Below are 20075 nucleotides of genomic sequence, written 5' to 3' on the forward strand. Positions count from 1 at the left end.
GATGCCTTCTTCAAAAGACGAGCAAAGCCCCCTCGTAAAGACCGCGAATAAACGCGGCGTTGCTCGGCTGGCTGCAGTTCAGGCCCTCTACCAGATGGACGTAGCGGGTACAGGCGTGCTTGAGGTCGTGGCTGAATACGAGGAACACCGTCTCGGCAAGGAAGTCGATGGCAAGCAGTATCTTGATGCCGACCCGCAATGGTTTCGCGCCATTGTTTCAGGCGTCGTTGCCGATCAGACTACGTTGGACCCAATGATCCGTCAGGCTCTGACCGAAGACTGGCCGCTGTCACGTCTTGATTCGACGCTGCGTGCGATCTTGCGAGCCGGCATCTGGGAACTGAAGAACAAGGCTGATGTCCCAACGGCTGTCATCGTGTCGGAATATGTCGACATCGCCAAGGCGTTTTATTCGGAAGAAGAACCCAAGCTGGTCAATGCTGTTCTGGATCGGCTTGCTTTTGAACTTCGCGGTGAGAGCAAAGGTGTTAAAGGCCCGCGCCGCTAATGGCGGTCGCGCGGATTTTCCTTAGCGTTCCTGTCGATTATATAGAGACCAACAAGCCCAAAGATCAGAGCCGAGATAGGCATCGCAAGAAGCCAAAGCGTTTGAAACGTGGTCATGATCTCATCCTTTTAAGGACAACGCTCGCGATATAATGTAGGGCGAAAGCACCCAGAATACAGATGGTGCTGGTAAACAGCAACAGCGGCCGCGGACTTGTCGAGCCATTGAAACTTGAAATCAACGGGGCCAAACCTCCCACTGCAAAAACGGCTACTCCCAGCCCGTTCAAAAATGTTGCAAACAATTTGATACGTTCGTTGTAAATAACCTCCACAGGCAGACCTTTATCGCTATCCGCCTCCATTTATGCCGTTCGACTCCCGTTCCGCTAGCCCTACTTTCGTCTTGCGTTTCGCTAAGATGCGAAAGACCTTGACGTTTTCACATTTGCTTCGCTACTCCTTACACATACGGTCGCGTTTCCGCCGGCCTGGCGGATTTCTTTGTGTGCCGTACCGAACGTGACCCGGGGAGGGGTTTTCCGGTCAAAATCTGAGGGAGTGGCATGACAATACTGTTTTTGGTCATTGCCTGCGGTCTGCTGTCTATTGTCTACGCGTTTCTAGCCACCAAATCGGTGCTCGCGGCGGACCAGGGCAATGCGCGCATGCAAGAAATCGCCGGTGCAATTCGTGAAGGCGCACAGGCATATCTCACACGACAGTACACCACGATCGCCATCGTCGGCGTCGTCGTTTTCCTTGCAGTCTGGTTTCTCCTGACGGGGACGGCTGCTATCGGCTTTCTGATCGGCGCAGTGCTTTCAGGGCTTGCCGGTTTCATTGGCATGCACGTTTCTGTCCGTGCCAATGTTCGCACCGCACAGGCCGCATCTCGCAGTCTTGCCGCGGGGCTTGAAATCGCTTTCAAATCGGGCGCCATCACCGGCATGCTGGTCGCAGGTCTCGCCTTGCTCGGCGTCTCCGTCTACTACTGGATATTGACCGGACCAATGGGTCATGGGCCCGCCGATCGAACGGTGATCGACGCACTTGTCTCACTTGGTTTTGGCGCCTCCCTCATTTCCATTTTTGCGCGTCTCGGCGGTGGTATCTTTACCAAGGGTGCTGACGTCGGCGGTGATCTCGTTGGCAAGGTCGAGGCTGGTATCCCTGAAGACGATCCCCGCAACCCTGCGACGATCGCCGATAATGTCGGCGACAACGTTGGTGATTGTGCCGGCATGGCAGCTGATCTGTTCGAGACTTATGCGGTGACTATTGTCGCCACCATGGTTCTCGGTGCCATCTTTTTTGCCGCAACGCCCGTCCTCAGTGCGGTCATGCTCTACCCCTTGGCCATCTGCGGCGCCTGCATCGTCACCTCTATCGCCGGGACGTTTTTCGTCAAGCTTGGAGCTAATAACTCCATCATGGGTGCTCTTTACAAGGGGCTGATCGTGACGGGGCTTCTGTCGATCCTCGGCCTTGCGGCGGCAACTTCCGCAACCGTTGGCTGGGGTGAGGTCGGCACGGTCGCCGGCATGTCCATTACCGGAACCAACCTGTTCATTTGCGGTCTGATCGGGCTTGTTGTGACCGGTTTGATCGTGGTGATCACCGAATACTATACCGGTACCAACAAGCGCCCGGTGAATTCGATTGCGCAGGCCTCAGTCACAGGGCACGGCACGAATGTTATCCAGGGCCTTGCCGTCTCGCTTGAATCGACTGCGCTGCCGGCACTAGTTATCGTTGGCGGTATCATTTCGACCTATCAGCTTGCTGGGCTTTTTGGCACGGGTATCGCCGTTACTGCCATGCTCGGTATTGCCGGTATGATCGTCGCGCTCGACGCATTCGGACCGGTTACCGATAACGCCGGTGGCATCGCGGAAATGGCTGGGCTCGACCCTGAGGTTCGCAAATCTACCGATGCGCTCGATGCGGTTGGCAATACAACGAAAGCTGTAACCAAGGGATATGCGATTGGCTCCGCCGGTCTTGGTGCACTGGTCTTGTTCGCCGCCTATTCCAATGACCTGCAGTTCTTCATTGCGGAAGCCAACAAGGAAGGCGCGACCGCTTTCTCCTACTTCAAAGGAATCGGTACGGTCTCGTTCGAGCTGTCCAACCCCTACGTGGTTGCTGGTCTCATCTTCGGTGGCCTGATTCCTTATCTCTTCGGCGGTATTGCGATGACGGCGGTTGGCCGTGCTGCAGGCTCCGTCGTCGAGGAGGTGCGCCGCCAGTTCCGAGAAAAGCCGGGCATCATGCAGGGCACCGAACGGCCGGACTATGCGAGGGCAGTAGACATTCTCACCCGCGCTGCGATCAAGGAAATGGTTGTACCGTCACTCCTGCCTGTACTGGCACCGCTTGTCGTCTATTTCGGCGTGCTGCTGATTTCAGGCTCCAAGGCTTCTGCATTCGCGGCTCTCGGTGCTTCGCTCCTCGGCGTTATCATCAACGGCATATTCGTCGCCATCTCGATGACGTCAGGCGGCGGCGCTTGGGACAACGCAAAGAAATCCTTCGAAGACGGCTTCGTTGACAAGGATGGAAAGCGCCATATGAAGGGATCGGAAGCGCACAAGGCGTCGGTAACGGGCGATACCGTTGGCGATCCTTACAAGGATACGGCGGGCCCCGCTGTCAATCCGGCGATCAAGATCACAAACATCGTTGCATTGCTGCTTTTGGCCGTGCTTGCACACTGATTGCTCTGGCCCAACAAAAAACCCGCGGAACATGTTTCGCGGGTTTTTTATTTTTACTGGTTCGGAGCGCCTCCGGTGGGCGTCCCACCGGCGGAGGGTATTGACGGGGTTTTGCCGACGCCTTGCAGCAACTGCCCAAGGAACGAAAGATCCCTGCCGCCGGTCGGCGTGGTGCGGGAAATGAAGTCGAAGACCTTGCCATCCTGCAATCCATAATTGGAAATGCTGGCAACTTTGCTGTCCTTGTCGAAATAAACCGCGAGGATGCGACGTTCCTTGACCCTGGGCTGCATGAAGGCGACGCTGCGATGAGCCTTCTGCGATATATAATAAAAGACTTCGTTGTCGAATGTCGCGGTGGTCGACGGGCTGCCAAGCGACAGGATCACTTGCTCGCGGCTGGAACCCACAGGAACGAACTCCAGCGCCTTGTCGTCAATGACATAGCCCTGTGTCAGTGTCTCCGATGGATTGAGGTTGGCGGTATTGCAGCCAGCGAGCCCCGTAGCCAATAAAAAGGTCCCGGCGAGAAGGTATTCCCTTGAACAACCGGTCTTGAAAATCCGCTGCAGCAACGACATCTCCATTTCAATCTGGGCGCAAGTCTTTCGCTGCCCGCAGAACTTCGGTAAACCACCTTGAAGTCCGATGCAACACGCGACTCGTGACTCAAGTTGAGGCCTAACTACATGATTCTCAGTCTATTCAGCCGCAAGGCCAAAGCAAATGAGGCGATTACCATTGCCCTCTACGATGCGATCGTGGCAGCGGCGCGGCAGCCATACTTTTATTCTGATCTGGAAGTACCGGATTCGCCCCTTGGTCGGTATGAAATGCTGTCCCTGCATGTTTATCTGTTTGTCAGGCGTATCAAGGGCAGAAGCCCGGCGCTGAAGGCGATCGGCCAGGAAGTGACCGATGAATTTTTCAGGGATGTCGATCATTCTTTGCGCGAGCTCGGTATAGGGGATTCGGGTGTGCCCAAGCGCATGAAGAAACTGGCGCGGATGTTTTACGGCCGTATCGAATCCTATGACAAGGCGCTGGAAAGCAATGATCACCCGGCATTGATTGCCGCGCTTGCGCGTAATATTCGGCCCGACAGTGATAATTGGCCAGGCGCGGCTGCGCTGGCAGATTACGTAGCGCGTGTGGTTCGGTTGCTGGAGAACCAGCCCGACGAAATACTCGCAAGTGGAAAAGTGATATTTCCTGATGCAGGCTCTCTTGAAACACCGCAGAATTGAAAGGGGGAAAGCAATATGACAACGAGAAAAACCGACGGAGCTCTAAGCTTCCCTGTTTTCGTCAACCGTCTGCCGCAGAAGGGTGTCACAATAAAGATTGACGCCGACGAACGTGAGCGCGAAGCACTGCGCGACTTTCACGAGTTGGAGGATGTCAAATCGTTCAAGGCCGATGTGCAGATCATGCCATGGAAAAAGGACGGCATTCGCGTTCGGGGGACAGTCAAGGCAGAGATCGTCCAGTCATGTATCGTGACGCTGGAACCGATCGATGCGACCGTCAACGCGGAGATCGATACGCTATTCGTGCCGGAAAGTTCCCGGCTTGCCCGTTTGCCGCTCGACGAGAATGGCGAACTTATCATCGACGCCGAGGGCCCCGATGCACCGGAGACGTTTTCCGGCGACCGGCTCGACGCTGGCGCTATCGCCGAGGAGTTTTTTGAGCTTGCGATCGATCCCTATCCGCGTAAACCCGGAATCGGGGATGCACCACCTGTCGTGGCGAGTTTTGGCGAAGCGGACGAAACCGAAAAACCTGCCAATCCGTTCGCTGGTCTGAAGGATTGGAAACAGAAGACTTGATTGGTGCCATGTCCTCGGCATAAGTAATGCCGCCCGGATAGGCGCATCCGTACTGAACAGGACAGGACAATCCAGAGTGATCAGAATTTCCATTGATGCCATGGGCGGTGATTTCGGTCCATCGATCGTCATTCCCGGCATGGCAACGGCGCTGGAGCGCCATCCTGATATCAGGTTCGTGATTTTTGGACGGGAAGAAGAAGTCCAGCCGCATCTGGCAAAACATCAGGCATTGTCCAACGCCTCGACCTTCCACCATTGCGATGTCGCTGTGCGCATGGACGAGAAGCCGAGTCAGGCTTTGCGCAACGGCCGCTGGAAATCGTCCATGTGGCGTTCGATCGAGGCTGTAAAGACGGGCGAGGCGGATGTCTGCGTTTCCGCCGGCAATACCGGCGCGCTCATGGCGATGTCGAAGTTCTGCCTGCGGACGATGGCAAATGTCGAGCGGCCCGCCATCGCTGGCATATGGCCGACCTTGCGCGGTGAAAGCATTGTACTCGACATAGGCGCGACGATCGGCGCCGACGCGCAGCAACTTGTTGACTACGCTGTGATGGGAGCCGCCATGGCGCGCTCACTTTTTGACATCGAGCGTCCCACGATTGGCCTCCTGAATGTCGGCGTGGAAGAGATCAAGGGGCAGGATGACGTCAAGGACGCGGCGCGTATCCTGCGCGAAATTCCGTTGCCCAGCCTCGAATATTACGGCTTCGTCGAGGGTGACGACATCGGCAAGGGCACGGTGGATGTCGTTGTGACTGAAGGGTTCACCGGGAATATCGCGCTCAAGGCAGCGGAGGGCACGGCCAAGCAATATGCGCAATATCTGCGCGAGGCCATGAACCGCACGCTGATGGCAAAGATTGGCTATATTTTCGCCAGGGGGGCGTTCAACCGACTGCGTGAGAAGCTCGACCCGCGCAAGACCAATGGCGGCGTATTCCTTGGCCTTAATGGTGTCGTCATCAAGAGCCATGGTGGCACCGACGCGCTGGGCTTTGCCTCCGCTATCGATGTTGGTTATGACATGGCTCACAACAAGCTTCTCGACAAGATCGCTGCGGATCTCACGCATTTTCACAAGGGTCCGGTCGGCGTCGCTTTCAAAGACGAAGCCGGCAACGACACAGAAGCCGAAATACAACAGGAAGTTAAATGATCAGATCAGTTGTTAAAGGTATAGGGGCGGCCAAGCCGGCACGCCTGGTCAAGAATGCTGATCTGGAAGGCATTGTCGAGACGAGCGACGAATGGATCATACAGCGCACGGGTATCCGCCAGCGTTACATCGCCGGCGAGGGCGAGACGACTGCTTCGCTCGGCGAGACAGCGGCTCGAGCCGCGCTGGACAATGCCGGCCTCACGCCGGACGATATCGATCTCATCATCCTCGCTACTTCGACGCCGGACAATACATTTCCAGCGTCTGCGGTCGATATTCAGGCACGTCTTGGCATGACGCACGGCTTTGCCTTCGACATGCAGGCGGTGTGCTCCGGCTTCGTCTATGCGATGACCACAGCTGATCTTTATATTCGCGGAGGCATGGCCAAACGCGTTCTGGTTATCGGATCGGAGACGTTTTCCCGTATCCTCGACTGGAAAGACCGCACGACATGCGTTTTGTTCGGGGACGGTGCGGGAGCTGTCGTTCTTGAAGCGGGTGAGGGCCGTGGCCTGACATCCGATCGCGGCGTCCTCACCGCCAACCTGCGTTCCGATGGGTCACACAAACAGAAATTATATGTCGATGGTGGACCATCCACGACGCAGACGGTTGGGCATCTGCGCATGGAGGGCCGGGAGGTGTTCAAGCATGCCGTCGGCATGGTTACCGACGTCATCGAAGCGGCGTTTTCCGAGGCAGGAATTACCGCTGCGGACATTGATTGGTTCGTCCCGCACCAGGCCAACAAGCGCATCATCGACGCCACCGCGAAGAAGCTCGATCTTCCTGCCGGGAAGGTCGTCATAACTGTCGACCAACACGGAAATACATCAGCCGCTTCAGTACCCTTAGCTCTTGCGGCGGCTGTCGCCGACGGCCGGATCAAGCAAGGCGATCTCGTCCTTCTCGAAGCCATGGGTGGGGGGTTTACGTGGGGTGCAGTTCTGCTACGGTGGTAGCAGGCAGGTTAAGCATTGAATTAGTTCACGAACTTTCTCAACGTGCTTGCCCGATCCGGTTTCATTCTGTAACTTCCGCTGTCACCTGGTAGTTTTGCAACAAACGAGAGCTTTGAGATCGTATGGGGGGTAAGACCATTACGCGCGCTGATCTGGCTGAAGCGGTCTATCGCAAGGTAGGGCTTTCACGCACAGAATCAGCTTCGCTTGTCGAGACAATTCTCGACGAAGTGTGTGACGCAATTGTTCGTGGCGAGACCGTCAAATTGTCGTCTTTCGCCACGTTCCAGGTAAGAGATAAAAACGAACGTATCGGCCGCAATCCCAAGACGGGTGAAGAGGTGCCAATCCTGCCGCGCCGGGTCATGACGTTCAAGGCGTCGAACGTGCTGAAGCAGCGAATTTTGCGCTCGCACCAGACGCGCAAGAAGAAAACAGCCTGAACATAGCCGAATTTGCGTTCTGCACGCTCCGGATGCAAGATTGCTGTGGTGTAGTTTAGCGCCGCGCTTGAAAAATGGTCGATAAACCGCTGAAATAGAGGTCGAATCAGAATTTCTCCTGAGAGGGTGAAATCATGGACAAGAGTCCCGACGCATTTAGAACCATCAGCGAAGTTGCAGAAGATCTCGATTTGCCCCAGCACGTCCTGCGTTTCTGGGAAACACGCTTCACGCATATCAAACCGATGAAACGTGGCGGCGGGCGCCGATATTACCGCCCGCTCGACGTGGATCTCCTGAAGGGGATCCGCCATCTGCTTTACGATCAAGGCTATACGATCAAGGGCGTGCAGCGGCTTCTCCGGGAAAACGGCACGCAGTTCATCATAGCGCTCGGCAGCGGCGACACCGCAGCCGCCGAAGCCATTAGCCAGCAAAAGCAGGCCTCGGCCCGTCAGGAAGAGGCGCTTGCCGCCGAGCAGGACCGCGTCGACGCCGACGAGGAAGCCGCCGTCATGGGAACGTCGAAATCCGCGCCCCACGGCAGGCGTCTCTTTGGCCTGATCAAGGGTGATGACGAAGGCCCGGTCGCCGCCGATGGCAAACGGCTCTCCAAAGACAATCGTGCGCTTCTTCAGGAAACGCTGTTTGATCTGCTCGAATGCAAGCGTCTGCTTGATCAGGTCCGCTGAATTCATATAGTCCTAAAAAAAGCCCAGCTTCTACCGGAGCAGAAGCTGGGACTCGGGGTTGGCTGTGGGGTTGCAGCCTAGCTGGTTGGGGGACCAGTTTTGTAGAAACGCGGGTGTGTCGCAAAGGTTCCGCAAAAAATAAACTTTTTTCTACCGGCATGCCGATATTCTAGCGGGCCAGCATGCCGATGATAACGCCAAGGCCGGCGATGATCATCAGCGTCGAAACCGAATTTTGCGTTGGTGTATTGGCAATTCTCTGAGCCCGATGACCCAGAGCACTGGCAGCGCGCGCTCCACGCTCTCTGATTTCATCGAAAGTCGAGCTTTCGTCATCATCCGACAGGTCTTCGAGGAATTCGATACCGCGGTCGGACAGGGTTTTGGTGATCGCCGCCAGATCGCGCCGCAAATCAGCGATCTCACTGCGCAGTCTTTCCTTGTCCGTCTCGCCGCCCTGCATGGCTTCGGTCATGTCGTCCATGGTAAGTCATCCTTGTATCAACGGCGCGAAAAAAGCCCGAGCAGCAATGCGGCTGCGGCAACGATGGCGATCGTTGTAACGGGATTCTCCTTGGCGGTATCGGCGGCATAGCGTGCTTGCTTCGAGGCCACACGTTTCATCTCTTCGAATCGCTCCGAACCCAGGTCGGAAAGACTGGCCGAAAGTTTCGAAATCTCCTTGCGCAAGGCAGCAATCTGCGCTTCGACGTCGCCCTGGAAATCATCTGCATTTCTGGAAAACATTGCCATTTTGAAGCTCCTGTTCATCACAGGCCTATAACGGGTCGCCGGCGCTAATGTTCCGCAAGTTGCTAGAGCAAATTTTGTCTTTAGAGCCAGTTCTGTTTCGCGGATGGCGAGACAACCCACACGGAAGGTGGCGAGGCCGATGTCTATCCATCGGACGACGCCACCTGACAAAGTGGTTGGCCGCCAGCCGGAAACCCAGCCGTTGGTTTGCGTTCGCAACCAACAAACCGTTAAACCCGCTGATCGAATTATCCGCGTTTCGCAGAAACGCGGTTCGATCAGTGGGCCGGGTGAATTTGGTTCAAATCCTTCGGGTTTCGGCTTCGTCCGATGGGAAGGCATCGGCCTCGCCAAACCCCTCGACCTTGTCCCGAATTCTCTCCGGCAGAACGACTCTAAATAGTCAAAACTTGCTCTAGACAGCGGCGGAATTGCTTCGTGCGCTGCCTTCCCAAAGCGGCAACCCTATTGATTTTGCTACTTCGGGGTCCGCCGTATAAACCGGATATCCCTTACGCAGCAGCGTCAACAATATTTCGCTGTCCATCTCGACATGAAGCCGGGACAAATTTTCCTGGTTATAGACATGTCCGGTCGATTGCGGGTTGATACCGCTGATGATGACGGCTGTGGCGCCGTTCAATAGCGCGAAGAGTACCGCGATCACCCCGTTCGAGCATTTGGAGATCGCGTCCAGTTCGAGCACCTTCAGCCCGCAGATTCTTTCCACCAGCGCAATCCGCTCATAGCGATTGACGATCTGAACCCTGTCATACTGATAGTCAAACGCTTTGAGGTGCTCGTTCAGGCTCGCCAGTCCCTTGCGCCACAACAGCACGTAGAGCATGCCCGTGCGCTCACCTTTGAGGACGCGACGAACTTCGACCGCGTTCGTGTTCGTGCCATCGAGTTGCCTGTACTGCATAAGCGTAACGTCGGGCACTGCAATACCCCATTTCCGGGTCACTGCCTGAGAACCATTGATGGTGATCACACGAAACGTTTCGTCAAAATCGATGGGCTTGTGTGAAACCGGAGCCGAGCCAACAACCACGACTGGTCCGGCGAAGGGAACCGGCAGCACTGGAGGCTTTGGGCGGCGCAGTATGTATTTGAGTCTCCGGAACAGGAGCAGCTTGGTTTCCGCAAACGAAGCGGTCATTCGGTAGTTCTCCAGTCTGAATTCAGTCCTACAACGCCCGAATACGGACCGTGTATTGGCCTACTTTCGGTGATGTTCCGAAAATCTGCAGTTCTTCATCTTCAAACCGGAAAACGGATGACGCAAGTCTGAATTCCGTATGCACGTTGACAGGATTCAACTCACCCTTCTCGGTAAAGCGCACCACTGAAACTTCGTCGTCGCGAAAGCTGATATGGACGCGTGTGCGCTCGTCGACGGTCCTGTCGCTGCTGAACAGGATGTCGGCGTCAAACCGGCACCTGCCGCCCCGATCTCTGTTGATGCCAGAGGAGTCCACGAAGTTCGCCAAGGCCTCGAGATTGGCATCCTGATCAATATGGTCTGTTTCCGGCCGTTCCATTGTATTTCCTCAGAGGCCGGAGCCAAATATCTTAGAGCCCTAACGAAAGTTCGTCAGGAGGTGGCGAAAATGGTGGTTTTCGAGCACCGAAGCGCATCGTACGTTTGGTACGTGAGCATCGGAGCGCAGAAAAATGCCATTTGCAGCCGTTCATGGCAAATTTTCGTTCAGGCTCTTAGAACTTGAACGAAAGGTCGGCCTTAAATCCATTGTCCTGCGCCTTGCTGCCAAACTGGCCATTATAAGCCAGGCCAAGCGTCGCGCTATGCGTGATCTTGAGATCAAGACCGGCCTCGACTACGAAGGCGTCCTGGTCGATTGGCACGCCTGATATGGTGAAAGCGTCGCTTCCAGTGAAGGCGAGGCGGGATTGCGGCGTTACGTCATCGAATGCATGACGCCAGCCCAGCATGCCGCGGGCCGTCGCCGACATGCTTCCCATCGTGAAATCTGTGGACGCCCGCAGACCCAGTGTGGTGAAAGTCGTGTCGGTCGTTTCGCTCGACGCGGACAGTGCCGCTGCGCCACCGGATTCGGAGAAGGAGTCGCTCCGGAAGTTCACGTAGGAGAGATTGGCGAAAGGTTCGAATGCGACGCGGCTGGTATCGATGCGGTAGCCAAGTTCACCGAAGACCTGGGCTGTCCCGGCGTCGTAGTCGGCGCTGAGATCCTCGGAAAAGCCCGGGAACACTACCGAGCGATCGGTATCGATATTGCTCCACGTATAGGCTGCACCGGCACGGAAGCCGAGATTACCCCACTGTGTGCCGCCATAGATGCCGAGATGATAATTGTCACTGTCTCCCGACGACGAACGATCATCGACATCGAACGATGTGCGGCTATATCCGGCAAGCATACCGAGACGCCAGTTTTCCCAGACAAGTGCGTCGGCTCCAACGACAAAACCGCCAGTCGTACGATCAAGGGATGCAGCATTGCCATCGCTGTCGGTCGAACCCCAGTTGCCGAAGCCTGTTCCCCATACGCCGAATTTGTCGGTTGTTGCAGGAGCGAGTTCCGGGCCGCCTTCGCCATAGGCCATGATCGGCAGAGCAGGGGTAGCCACACCGCCAAAGGAACTGCGAACCCTGTTGATCGCAGCATCGCGGATGAAACGGCTGTCCTCGATCAAAGCTGTCTTCGCCGAAGCGTAAATTTCGCCCGACAAGGAATCGAATGCTTCGCGCGCCGTGGCGGCATCCAGCACGAGAAGGCTGTTATAGAGCGCCAAAGAACTGCCGCTTTGAACCAGAGTATCGAGAGCGCCAGCGGTTGCCAGCTGGTTGCGGGTCTGCGCGGCGGTCACGAACACCGGCGGCGGACCAGGCGGGTTAGGCGGATTGGGCGTTGTTGCGACTGCAATGGTAAGATCCACGGCGTTGGCGGTGTTGGCAATCGTCGCGCTCAAAAATGCGGAGTTGCTCAGTACGCTCGGATCGAATGCTCCGCTGACGCCGCCCTGTGCCGTCAGGATCCTGTAGACCTGCCCGGTCTGGTAGCTGGTCTGCGGATCAAGTGCCGTGACCGATACAGAACCGCCCTGCAAGGTTGCAACGCCGGAAGCTGCGATCATATCGGACGCACCCGAGCCGGCAAGTTCGACACTGTAGATCGAACCGGCAGCAAGGGTGATATCGCCGGCGACGTTCAGCGTACCGATCGAGTTGCCCGGAGCAATTGTAGCACCGGAGGCCACAACTGTATTGCCGACCGTCCCGATACCGCCGAGCGTCGCACCGCTCATCACGTCGACAGCGCCGATTGTGCCGTTGACGGAAAGCGTTCCCTGGTTGACCGTTGTGCCGCCTGTATAAGTATTGATACCGGAAAGCGTCAGGGTTCCGGTACCGGTCTTGGTCAGCGATGCACCGGTGCCGCCATTGGTGCCGCCGTCCTGGATCACACCGGAATATGTGGTCGACAGATTGTTCGAGCCGACGGTGAAATCAATCGCACCGAGCCGCAACTCACCGCTGCCCTCGACGGAGCCGGCGGTATTTGTAGCAGCGACGCTGCGCGAAAAGTCAACGAAACCGGTGCCGATTGTTACCAGTTGTGCGCTGCCGCCGCTGCTGTTGGCTTCGAAGAAGGTGCCGCCCCCGACATTGTTTTCAATCCTGGCGCTTCCGGCGCTACTACTAGCGAAGAACTGTGTTCGGCCATCACTTATGTTGATGATCGTGGCGCTGCCCGCCGTGCTGGTGTTGTCGAATATCGTTGTCGAATTCTGGACGGCCGGTAGAGTAGAGGAGCCGCTGTTGGTAATCGTGGCTGTCCCGGCAGACGTGCCTGCGCCGTCGAACCGAATTTGGCTGCCATCCGCATTGGAAATTATGGCCGCGCCCGCCGTGCTGTTATCAAGAAATTGAATCAACCCGGTAAAGGAGGTGAGGCTGATCTGAGCATTGCCGCCGGTCGCATTCTGCTGGAATATGATCGTTGCTGTTCCGCTTAGCTCAGCATCCCCCGCCGTGCTGTTATCCTGAAACCGGACATCGCCGCCGGGCAGCGAAAACGTCGCATTCCCTGCCGTGCTGGTGTCACGGAACAACGTGACGCTTGGCTGGTTGGCGCTGATATCGTTGAGAATCTGGGCGCTGCCGGCGGTGCTGTTATTCTGAAAAGTGGTTCCGCCACCCTGGCTGTTTCTTATAATGGCATTGCCGGCCGTCCCACCATTGAAAACTGTGTTGCCCGTGGCGTGGTTGGTAATATTCAGCGATTGGGCATTGAAGCCGTTGGTCAACTGCAGTTCGGCAGAGGCACCCCCGAACGCATTCCCGACGTTCACAAGACCTGTTCCGAGTGTACCAGTTCCCCTTGCTTCAACTATTCCAGACAAGACGGTCGTCCCGCCACTATAGGTATTGTTGCCCAGAAGAAAGAGAGTAGAGGTGCCATTCTGCGTTACGCCGCCAATACCAGTAATATTTGCGGATATCCCCAGGCCGCCCGCCGAGTTGTTCGTCAAACCTGCAGCAGCGAGAAAGTTTACGGTGCCGTTTTCCATTGAGTAGGTGGTGCCGCCGTTGACTACCCAGCCGTTGGGCGAATAAGTGGCTCCCCCAAGATTTACTATTGACTGGGCTGCGCCGGTATTATCAAACGTGGCGGTCTCTCCGGCGGCGTCTGGTACGTTACCAGGCGTCCAGTTTGTCGCGGTACCGTAATCCGGCCCCGCTCCATTCCACGTCTGCGCCTTTGCTTCGTCGAAAATCGAGAGGGAGACCGTGGCAGCCATGCCGAGAACCGAAACCACGGTCAGCGCAGTCGATGCGCGCAAAGCTTTGCGTAGAGTCATGCCGATACCTATCCCACCTTTTCTTCGGACGCAGCTGTCAAGGATCCCCCCTCTGCCGGTGCCGGTTTTAGAAAATGCATAAAACGGTCATTAGTCGTTCGAGTCAAAGCTCTACTATAAATCTAAAGGTTTAGTTTTCGAATACAATCGGAGCGAGCATTCATCTTTGGGGAAAGGTGTTGCGGAATTGTTACTTAATGGTGCAGGCAGAGATGCGCTGCAATCGTAGCGCGACCAAAACTCGCTACGTCATACGCTCATGGGCCGCCGCTTGCGTGTGTCGTCGAGCGCTGCGGCATTCAGCATAAGGATCGAAACATTGAAAATGCGCGTTTAGAATTTGGCGGCACCTTCGAATGCGGATATTAAACTAAGTTGCGAACCCCATCATTTGGCAAGCAAAACCATGATTGAAACAGACCGTCTGCTCCTGCGTCCGCTCGTCATCGGCGATTTTGAAACCTACAAGAGCGTGTGGGTGAACAAGCCGGTGACGGACGGTTCTCCCGGTCACCCGCAACTGAGCGAGGAAGATATCTGGTATCGGTTGCTGCGCTGGATCGGACACTGGGCAACGTTTGACTTCGGCCCGTTTGCCGTTGTCGACCGCATATCTGGCGCGGTGATCGGCGAGGTGGGGCTGGCACATTTTCATCGAGGTCACGGCGCCTTTTACGATGGTTTTCCAGAGGCCATGTGGAGGGTGGAATATTCGCGGAACGGCCGGGGTATAGCAACCGAGGCGATGCAAGCCGTATTTGTCTGGTTCGACTCGAGGAGAATTTCAAACCGGACCGTTTGTATGATCGATACCTGGAACGATACCTCGAAAAGCGTCGCCGCACGTCTGGGCTTCAAAATGTTCAAAGCCACGACATATCGCGGCAACCCTGTGGAATTATTCGAGAGGGTGTCCGATCCCGACTGACCGGCCGGTTGAAACAGATCCGGGAGCAACTGCACCTCCAGGATGTTGCGTAGGCCGGCAATGGTCTCTGGACAAAACTTGCTCTAGGCATCTTTCGGCAGCACTGAGCGAACCCTTGCGATGAAGACATGGAAGTCCCGCATGTAAGCGCGGAGGAAATCGGCGGTTTTGTCGTTCGTGACCTCGCCGTCATCGGTGATCAGCCCCGGTGTAAACTGGATGTAGGCTTCCGGGGCATTCATCTGGGGAGAGTTGCAGAAACTAAGCACGCTGCGCAAATTCTGCTGGGCGACTGCTGTGCCTATCGCGCCCGGCGACGTGCCGATCACCGCTGACGGCTTGCGTGTGAACGAGTTGGTACCGTAGGGGCGGCTCGCCCAGTCGATTGCGTTTTTCAGCCCGCCGGGTATCGATCGATTGTATTCAGGCGTGATGAACAGCACGGCGTCGACGGCCGCGATTGCCGCCTTGAATGCCTTGCCAGCCGGAGGGTAGTCGGCGTCATAGTCGTAGCTGTAGAGCGGCAGGTCCTTGAAGGATATCTCCGACATTTCAAGTTCCGGCGGGGCGAACCGTACCAACGCCTTGGCGAGTTTGCGATTGATCGAGCCCTTGGCGAGACTGCCGATGAAATAGCCTACTTTGTGCGTGGTCATGGCGTTCTCCAATATCTCGCATGATAGAGGACTTATCATACGCAGGAATCATAGAAGGGGTCTCTTGTCCAGTAACTAACCGCCGATGAAAGTGACCGTCTCGGCGAGCGGGGCGCGGCCTGTACGGGGAGAACTTACCGCGGGGTCCTCGTATCCGATCGACATGCCGCAGAAGAGGATGAGCCCCTCCGGGGGTGACAGGACCTCCGCGACCGTCTCGCGAACCTGCGACCACGCCATTTGCGTGCAACTGTGCAGTCCTTCGGCGCGGAGCAGCAGCATGATGGTCTGCAGATACATGCCGACATCGGCCCATTGGGGCCGGCCCAGGTCACAGTCGATGTAGCAGAACAGGGCGGCGGGCGCACCGAAACAGTTCCAGTTGGCGATGGCTGCCCGCTGGCGCGCCTCCCAGTCCTCGCGCGCAATGCCGAGCGCGCTGTAGCGCTCCTTGCCGAAGGCGGATCGGCGCTCCGCGTACGGAGACTTCAGTTCGGACGGGTACATCTTGTACTGCCGCTTGTCCCAGGGGTCGCCGTGGGCCACGCGCTCGACGGCGTTCGTCTTGAGTTCGGCCAGCGGCGCGCCCGTTAGCACGTAGGTGTTCCACGGCTGGATGTTCGATCCGGACGGCGCCCAAGCGGCGGCGGACAGCACGCGCTCAAGCACCTCTCTCGACACAGGCTCATCGGTGAATCCGCGCACCGCCCGTCGGCTTGTGACTGCTTCATATACGTCCATGATCGCCTCCATACCGCCCGCCATTCGTTTCGATCTGCCGGGGTATGAGATACTGTCCATGCTCATGGCCGTCTCCTCCTGACTGTTCCGTTTCTGATGTGGTTCATTATCTCCATTCGCAATGGAGACGTAATCACACCGTGGTCTAGGAGACGTATATCCAACGTATAGAGGGATCGATGCGTCCGAGGGGCATGTGGGCGAGGGTCAAGGCCAATAGTCTCACCGCATAACAAGTTAAAAATAAAGTGGAAATCCCGTAAACTCGTGTAAATTGCTCGCGCTGGTTGTGATGGCATGCCAAATTCTACAACCCGCCATCTGGGGAGGATTGGGGGCGATGTGCCTTCTCTTCTCCCTCTTTGTTTCGAGCGGAGGGGAAGTGTGATTGGACCCATGGGCGAGGGTGGGCGACACTACCGCTGCTGCCTGAACTCAACTACCCCAATGCCCATTGGCAGCAATAGGCCGGAGCCGACGAAGCATTTCCACAGTCCCCTGTGAAGCACTGCTTTGGCGCTTCGGCCATTTTTTTGATGGCTCTCCGGGCGATTGCCCGAATTTCGCGTATACCCCTTTCGGTGGTTGGCCATGAAGCCATTTATACGGCACACCAAATCGGGTGTAACTTGACCCCGCTGACCGCTGTTAGCACCCCGGTCTTGGGACAAATGTTTCCTCCCGCTAAAGCGGCCAGTTGGAGAGAGAGGAGCAGAGACAGCCGCGTGGGGGCTCGTATGTCTTGCTCTCCTCCTTCTTCCGCACCCTGATGAGGGCCGGCGATGTTCAGTTTATTTTACGGCTCCAGCCCAAACTGCCCCCTAGGCGTAACATACGCCATAACACTGTCGTGTCGTTTGCCTTGGGGTGTTCAAGCCGCTTCAGGAGCATCTCCAGCTTGCGGATTTCGCACATTTCATCTGCAATTAATGACCTGCTGAAAGCGACTTCATCCCCGGTAGTCGTTATCGATCCGGTTCGCAATTCAAACAGTCTCCATTGTGCTTTCTCGACATTATTATGATGTAAATTGATCAGCGTCTTGTAGGACGCAATCTTCTCCTCGTGATTGGGCAACGTTCTGTCCCTCCGTTCCTCCAGCCAAACCATAGCATGTTTCATCTGGACTTCCGACCGGCAGGGAATAATCACTATGGGCGAAAAACGGGGCAGATTGTCTTTTGTTCGCCCTTTTTGCGTGGAGCTGAGGGGAAAGCAAAATCGAGATTAGGCCTAGGTCGGGGGCGTCGGGGCTAGTGTATCGATTATTTCGATTTCTTTGGTGCCGGTTTCGCTTTCTTGTCCTTTTCGACGACCACTTCCTTGGGGCGCTTCTTGGCCTCTTCTTTCTTGACGTATTTTCCAGTTCCTGCGTCTCGGGTTGACATGTTAGTTCTCCTCTCTGCGTTACACTTTGGTAAAGGCTCGTGCCATTCCATAGTTGGATTTGCATTTGGGGCACTTGAACGGATGCCCAGCAGCGGAAACATCGTTGACTAACTTGTAAGTTGAACCAGTTTCAATGCAGACTGTGCAATAGGGATCGCCAACGGGCTTTCCGTCTCTCTGGTCGTAAAACATCCCATCGAAATTGATCAGATTTTCGGCCCGAAATTTCAATGCTGCCTTTGCTTCTGCAATCGCCTTGTCCTTTTCACGCACGATTTCCACAGCATCAATGAGCCCCATCTTGGCATCCGCCAGCGCACTGGAAATTTCTGCGATCTTGAGTTTGAGCTCTGCTTTGTCGGCCTGAACATCAATCGCATTTAATTCTCTCACAAAGCCGAGTGCTGTCGTTACGGCTGAGATGGTTGCAGGGATATCCATTTGGTGCGGTTCCTCGCCGGTTTATCTAACGATCAATATATCAAAACCCTGCGGTCACGTGTCGGACGATTGCAACTATGCACAAAATACAACTTCCGGCTGATTACGTGGACTTCTATCGGGTCAGCGGATAACAATCAGGCCGAGGGAACGAACGGGGATTTCATGGAAGACTATAGCAGTTGGACAGACGAGCGGGTATTCGGCTCTGCTGGTGAGCAACCGGGCTCGCAGGCCTCATATGTGCCGGATATCGAAATCAAGCGCCGGTTGTATATCCTTCAGAGGGAGGTGCTAGACGCTCAGCTTGCGGCGGTCGCGGCTCAGGAAACGGCGACAGCCGAGATGAAGAAGCAGTCCAACCAGATGTACTGGTCCACTATAGGCGTCTTTCTGACGGCGCTAATCACGCTCGTGATCGCTATAGTACAACAGATGAATAGTTAGGGGACGGGAAATGGTTGTAGGTATGGGTGAGGCTTTTGGGGCGCTGAAAGTTGCCTTTGATATGGCGAATGGCCTTGTGAATATAAACAACAAAGTCGCCCTGAACAGCGCCGTTATTGAACTACAGGGTAAGATAATGGAGGCACAGCAAGCGACGCAGACCGGGGGCGACCGACAACGGCAACTAGAAGATACGATCTCCGAGTTGAAACGTGAACTTGCCGCCTATGAAAACTGGGATGAAATCGCATCCAACTATGTGCTCACGGACTTTGGCGGTCAGACCTTTGCATACAAACTGAAAGAAGATGCAACCACCGGAGAGGTACAGCATCGAGCCTGTCCCAATTGTTTTGGTCAGCGCAAAAAATCGATCCTGCAATTTAGTATGCGTGACACGCGTCAACGGGATCACTATAGGTGTCATCTGTGTCGCGCCGAGTTTGAATTTGGTGTGACACAAACACCACATCGCCCTTCAGTAAGCCGAAGCAGCGATTTTTGATTTCTGCGGTCATGCCACCAAATCCGACCTCTGGGCGCTTCGGCATGCCCGCGGTGGATATCCTTGGTGAAATAAGTAGGGGTAAAGTCGGGCTTGTTGACAAGAACGGGGTACACTTACTCCGTAAAGAACGGACTTTGGATACCATACCTCCAAGTGCCCTTGGCAGATTTCTTGTCCGTACTTCCGTTGCGGCCCTTGCCTCCGGTAGCGCCATAGGGTAATTGCTCGCCTGTCGATTTGAGGTTTCCCCCAGAAGCTTCGCAAACAATTGGCGTGACTATTGTCCTCAGCGTTACCCCGGCAGAAACAAGCCGAATATTCTGAGGATTGAATGCCCCGCTAAGTCATTGATTTAGCAAAATTATCGGAGTGTAGCGCAGCCCGGTAGCGCACTTGACTGGGGGTCAAGGGGTCGTCGGTTCGAATCCGGCCACTCCGACCAATATAGCCGCGATATCGGCTATACGCCTGCTCCGGGAGCAGACGACAGTAATTCCAGCAAAAGCGGGAACCGGTTTTGCGTCCGGAATTGCGTAATATTCAGCATCCAGTTTGATGTTCTTCGATCAATCGTGCTTCGAGGCGAGTTCCGCGGCCACTTCCAGCACCTGATCTTCCCTGATGCCGACCGTAAAGTCCTCGATATCGTCGATCGTCTCGCCGTCAGGAATCCGGATGGGGTTGTGCGTGCCGACCAGCACAGTCTTTATCCGCCGCGGCAGCGCCGGGAGCAAAAACCTTTTGACGCATTCGATCAGAACGGCCCGCTTGTCCGGCGCAAGTTTTCCGAGTTTTTCCCGCAAGAGATGACCGAACATATTGCCGTCTGCGAAGCCGAACGGGCTCGCGAGGTCAAAAGCATGCAACCTGTATTCGATCCGGGTCATGACGGTTCCTCGTGTTGGCACATCTTATATGTAAACCCATCCGGTTGGCAGCAATAGGGCGGGCTGGCCGGGACACCACATATTTTGGCGGAACTGGTAAATAGAGCCGCCACCATTATTCCGGCGCACGCAATGCTGTACTATTCGTGAGAC

General features: G+C 55.8%; 24 protein-coding genes and 1 tRNA gene. 13 read left to right on the forward strand and 12 right to left on the reverse strand.

Translation table 11 applies throughout. The features are described 5' to 3' along the window. Nucleotide 1: 1 nt before the first annotated feature. Together nusB and C7476_RS07300 are read left to right on the forward strand one after the other, a co-directional pair. Nucleotides 2–508, forward strand: a complete 507-nt coding sequence (gene nusB, locus C7476_RS07290) for a transcription antitermination factor NusB (protein ID WP_114429222.1) — start codon at nt 2–4, stop codon at nt 506–508. A gap of 565 nt (nt 509–1073) precedes the next feature. Continuing rightward, on the forward strand, nt 1074–3227 hold the full coding sequence (locus tag C7476_RS07300) for a sodium-translocating pyrophosphatase (protein ID WP_114429224.1): 2154 nt from the start codon (nt 1074–1076) through the stop codon (nt 3225–3227). A gap of 53 nt (nt 3228–3280) precedes the next feature. Here the strand turns inward: C7476_RS07300 and C7476_RS07305 are convergent, their stop codons facing one another. Beyond that, nucleotides 3281–3802, reverse strand: coding sequence for an outer membrane protein assembly factor BamE (locus tag C7476_RS07305; protein WP_425373954.1), 522 nt, complete (start codon nt 3800–3802; stop codon nt 3281–3283). Nucleotides 3803–3916: 114 nt separating this feature from the next. Here C7476_RS07305 and C7476_RS07310 point away from each other — a divergent pair, with 114 nt between their 5' ends. The 6 genes from C7476_RS07310 to C7476_RS07335 all read left to right on the forward strand — a co-directional run bounded on the left by C7476_RS07310 (nt 3917) and on the right by C7476_RS07335 (nt 8324). Beyond that, nucleotides 3917–4474 (forward strand): ubiquinol-cytochrome C chaperone family protein, encoded by a 558-nt coding sequence (locus tag C7476_RS07310; RefSeq protein WP_114429226.1) that lies wholly within the window; start codon nt 3917–3919, stop codon nt 4472–4474. A gap of 15 nt (nt 4475–4489) precedes the next feature. After that, complete coding sequence (locus C7476_RS07315) at nt 4490–5059, forward strand: YceD family protein (protein ID WP_114429227.1); 570 nt, start codon at nt 4490–4492, stop codon at nt 5057–5059. A 76-nt stretch (nt 5060–5135) separates the two neighbouring features. Beyond that, the gene (gene plsX, locus C7476_RS07320; RefSeq protein ID WP_114429228.1) at nt 5136–6221 is read left to right on the forward strand and encodes a phosphate acyltransferase PlsX; all 1086 of its coding nucleotides are present in this window, start codon (nt 5136–5138) and stop codon (nt 6219–6221) included. Then, complete coding sequence (locus tag C7476_RS07325; RefSeq protein WP_114429229.1) at nt 6218–7189, forward strand: beta-ketoacyl-ACP synthase III; 972 nt, start codon at nt 6218–6220, stop codon at nt 7187–7189. Before plsX ends, C7476_RS07325 begins: the two co-directional genes overlap by 4 nt. Nucleotides 7190–7311: 122 nt before the next feature. After that, a complete protein-coding gene (locus C7476_RS07330; RefSeq protein WP_106716952.1) occupies nt 7312–7632 on the forward strand; it encodes an integration host factor subunit alpha in 321 nt (106 codons plus the stop codon). Nucleotides 7633–7766: 134 nt separating this feature from the next. After that, nucleotides 7767–8324: a MerR family transcriptional regulator gene (locus tag C7476_RS07335; RefSeq protein WP_114429230.1), complete on the forward strand. Its 558-nt coding sequence runs from the start codon at nt 7767–7769 to the stop codon at nt 8322–8324. 169 nt (nt 8325–8493) lie between these two features. On the opposite strand, the gene C7476_RS07340 is transcribed toward C7476_RS07335, so the two are convergent. Beyond that, the gene (locus C7476_RS07340) at nt 8494–8808 is read right to left on the reverse strand and encodes a zinc-binding metallopeptidase family protein (protein WP_114429231.1); all 315 of its coding nucleotides are present in this window, start codon (nt 8806–8808) and stop codon (nt 8494–8496) included. 17 nt (nt 8809–8825) lie between these two features. Continuing rightward, entirely contained in the window at nt 8826–9077 is a 252-nt protein-coding gene (locus C7476_RS07345; protein WP_114429232.1) for a hypothetical protein, read from the reverse strand. 139 nt (nt 9078–9216) lie between these two features. Here C7476_RS07345 and C7476_RS07350 point away from each other — a divergent pair, with 139 nt between their 5' ends. Continuing rightward, on the forward strand, nt 9217–9480 hold the full coding sequence (locus C7476_RS07350; RefSeq protein ID WP_114429233.1) for a hypothetical protein: 264 nt from the start codon (nt 9217–9219) through the stop codon (nt 9478–9480). A gap of 12 nt (nt 9481–9492) precedes the next feature. Here C7476_RS07350 and C7476_RS07355 read toward each other — a convergent pair whose 3' ends face one another. The 3 genes from C7476_RS07355 to C7476_RS07365 all read right to left on the reverse strand — a co-directional run bounded on the left by C7476_RS07355 (nt 9493) and on the right by C7476_RS07365 (nt 13925). Next, nucleotides 9493–10239 (reverse strand): membrane-anchored protein, encoded by a 747-nt coding sequence (locus C7476_RS07355; RefSeq protein ID WP_114429234.1) that lies wholly within the window; start codon nt 10237–10239, stop codon nt 9493–9495. A gap of 28 nt (nt 10240–10267) precedes the next feature. Further along, a complete protein-coding gene (locus C7476_RS07360) occupies nt 10268–10621 on the reverse strand; it encodes a hypothetical protein (protein WP_114429235.1) in 354 nt (117 codons plus the stop codon). Nucleotides 10622–10796: 175 nt separating this feature from the next. Further along, the gene (locus C7476_RS07365; protein WP_114429236.1) at nt 10797–13925 is read right to left on the reverse strand and encodes an autotransporter outer membrane beta-barrel domain-containing protein; all 3129 of its coding nucleotides are present in this window, start codon (nt 13923–13925) and stop codon (nt 10797–10799) included. A gap of 340 nt (nt 13926–14265) precedes the next feature. Here C7476_RS07365 and C7476_RS07370 point away from each other — a divergent pair, with 340 nt between their 5' ends. Continuing rightward, entirely contained in the window at nt 14266–14853 is a 588-nt protein-coding gene (locus C7476_RS07370; protein ID WP_147274628.1) for a GNAT family N-acetyltransferase, read from the forward strand. Nucleotides 14854–14936: 83 nt separating this feature from the next. On the opposite strand, the gene C7476_RS07375 is transcribed toward C7476_RS07370, so the two are convergent. The 5 genes from C7476_RS07375 to C7476_RS07395 form a co-directional block, all read right to left on the reverse strand. Further along, nucleotides 14937–15509, reverse strand: coding sequence for an NADPH-dependent FMN reductase (locus C7476_RS07375; RefSeq protein ID WP_114429238.1), 573 nt, complete (start codon nt 15507–15509; stop codon nt 14937–14939). A 75-nt stretch (nt 15510–15584) separates the two neighbouring features. Then, nucleotides 15585–16250, reverse strand: a complete 666-nt coding sequence (locus tag C7476_RS07380; protein ID WP_114429464.1) for a nitroreductase — start codon at nt 16248–16250, stop codon at nt 15585–15587. 786 nt (nt 16251–17036) lie between these two features. Continuing rightward, nucleotides 17037–17372 carry a hypothetical protein gene (locus C7476_RS07385; RefSeq protein ID WP_114429239.1) on the reverse strand — a complete coding sequence of 112 codons (336 nt, stop codon included), beginning with the start codon at nt 17370–17372 and terminating at the stop codon, nt 17037–17039. A gap of 143 nt (nt 17373–17515) precedes the next feature. Further along, the gene (locus C7476_RS29085; protein ID WP_114429240.1) at nt 17516–17638 is read right to left on the reverse strand and encodes a multidrug transporter; all 123 of its coding nucleotides are present in this window, start codon (nt 17636–17638) and stop codon (nt 17516–17518) included. Between the two features lie 19 nt (nt 17639–17657). Continuing rightward, nucleotides 17658–18080 carry a hypothetical protein gene (locus tag C7476_RS07395; protein WP_114429241.1) on the reverse strand — a complete coding sequence of 141 codons (423 nt, stop codon included), beginning with the start codon at nt 18078–18080 and terminating at the stop codon, nt 17658–17660. 165 nt (nt 18081–18245) lie between these two features. Between C7476_RS07395 and C7476_RS27820 the strand changes: the two genes are divergently transcribed. The 3 genes from C7476_RS27820 to C7476_RS07410 all read left to right on the forward strand — a co-directional run bounded on the left by C7476_RS27820 (nt 18246) and on the right by C7476_RS07410 (nt 19477). Beyond that, a complete protein-coding gene (locus C7476_RS27820; RefSeq protein ID WP_147274629.1) occupies nt 18246–18527 on the forward strand; it encodes a hypothetical protein in 282 nt (93 codons plus the stop codon). A gap of 10 nt (nt 18528–18537) precedes the next feature. After that, nucleotides 18538–19032 carry a hypothetical protein gene (locus C7476_RS07405; RefSeq protein WP_147274630.1) on the forward strand — a complete coding sequence of 165 codons (495 nt, stop codon included), beginning with the start codon at nt 18538–18540 and terminating at the stop codon, nt 19030–19032. Between the two features lie 368 nt (nt 19033–19400). Continuing rightward, a tRNA-Pro gene (locus C7476_RS07410) sits at nt 19401–19477 on the forward strand. Nucleotides 19478–19601: 124 nt separating this feature from the next. On the opposite strand, the gene C7476_RS07415 is transcribed toward C7476_RS07410, so the two are convergent. Then, complete coding sequence (locus C7476_RS07415; RefSeq protein WP_112530852.1) at nt 19602–19922, reverse strand: hypothetical protein; 321 nt, start codon at nt 19920–19922, stop codon at nt 19602–19604. Nucleotides 19923–20075 lie beyond the last annotated feature (153 nt).

The sequence above is a fragment of the Phyllobacterium bourgognense genome (genome assembly GCF_003337575.1).
Classification (GTDB): domain Bacteria; phylum Pseudomonadota; class Alphaproteobacteria; order Rhizobiales; family Rhizobiaceae; genus Phyllobacterium; species Phyllobacterium bourgognense.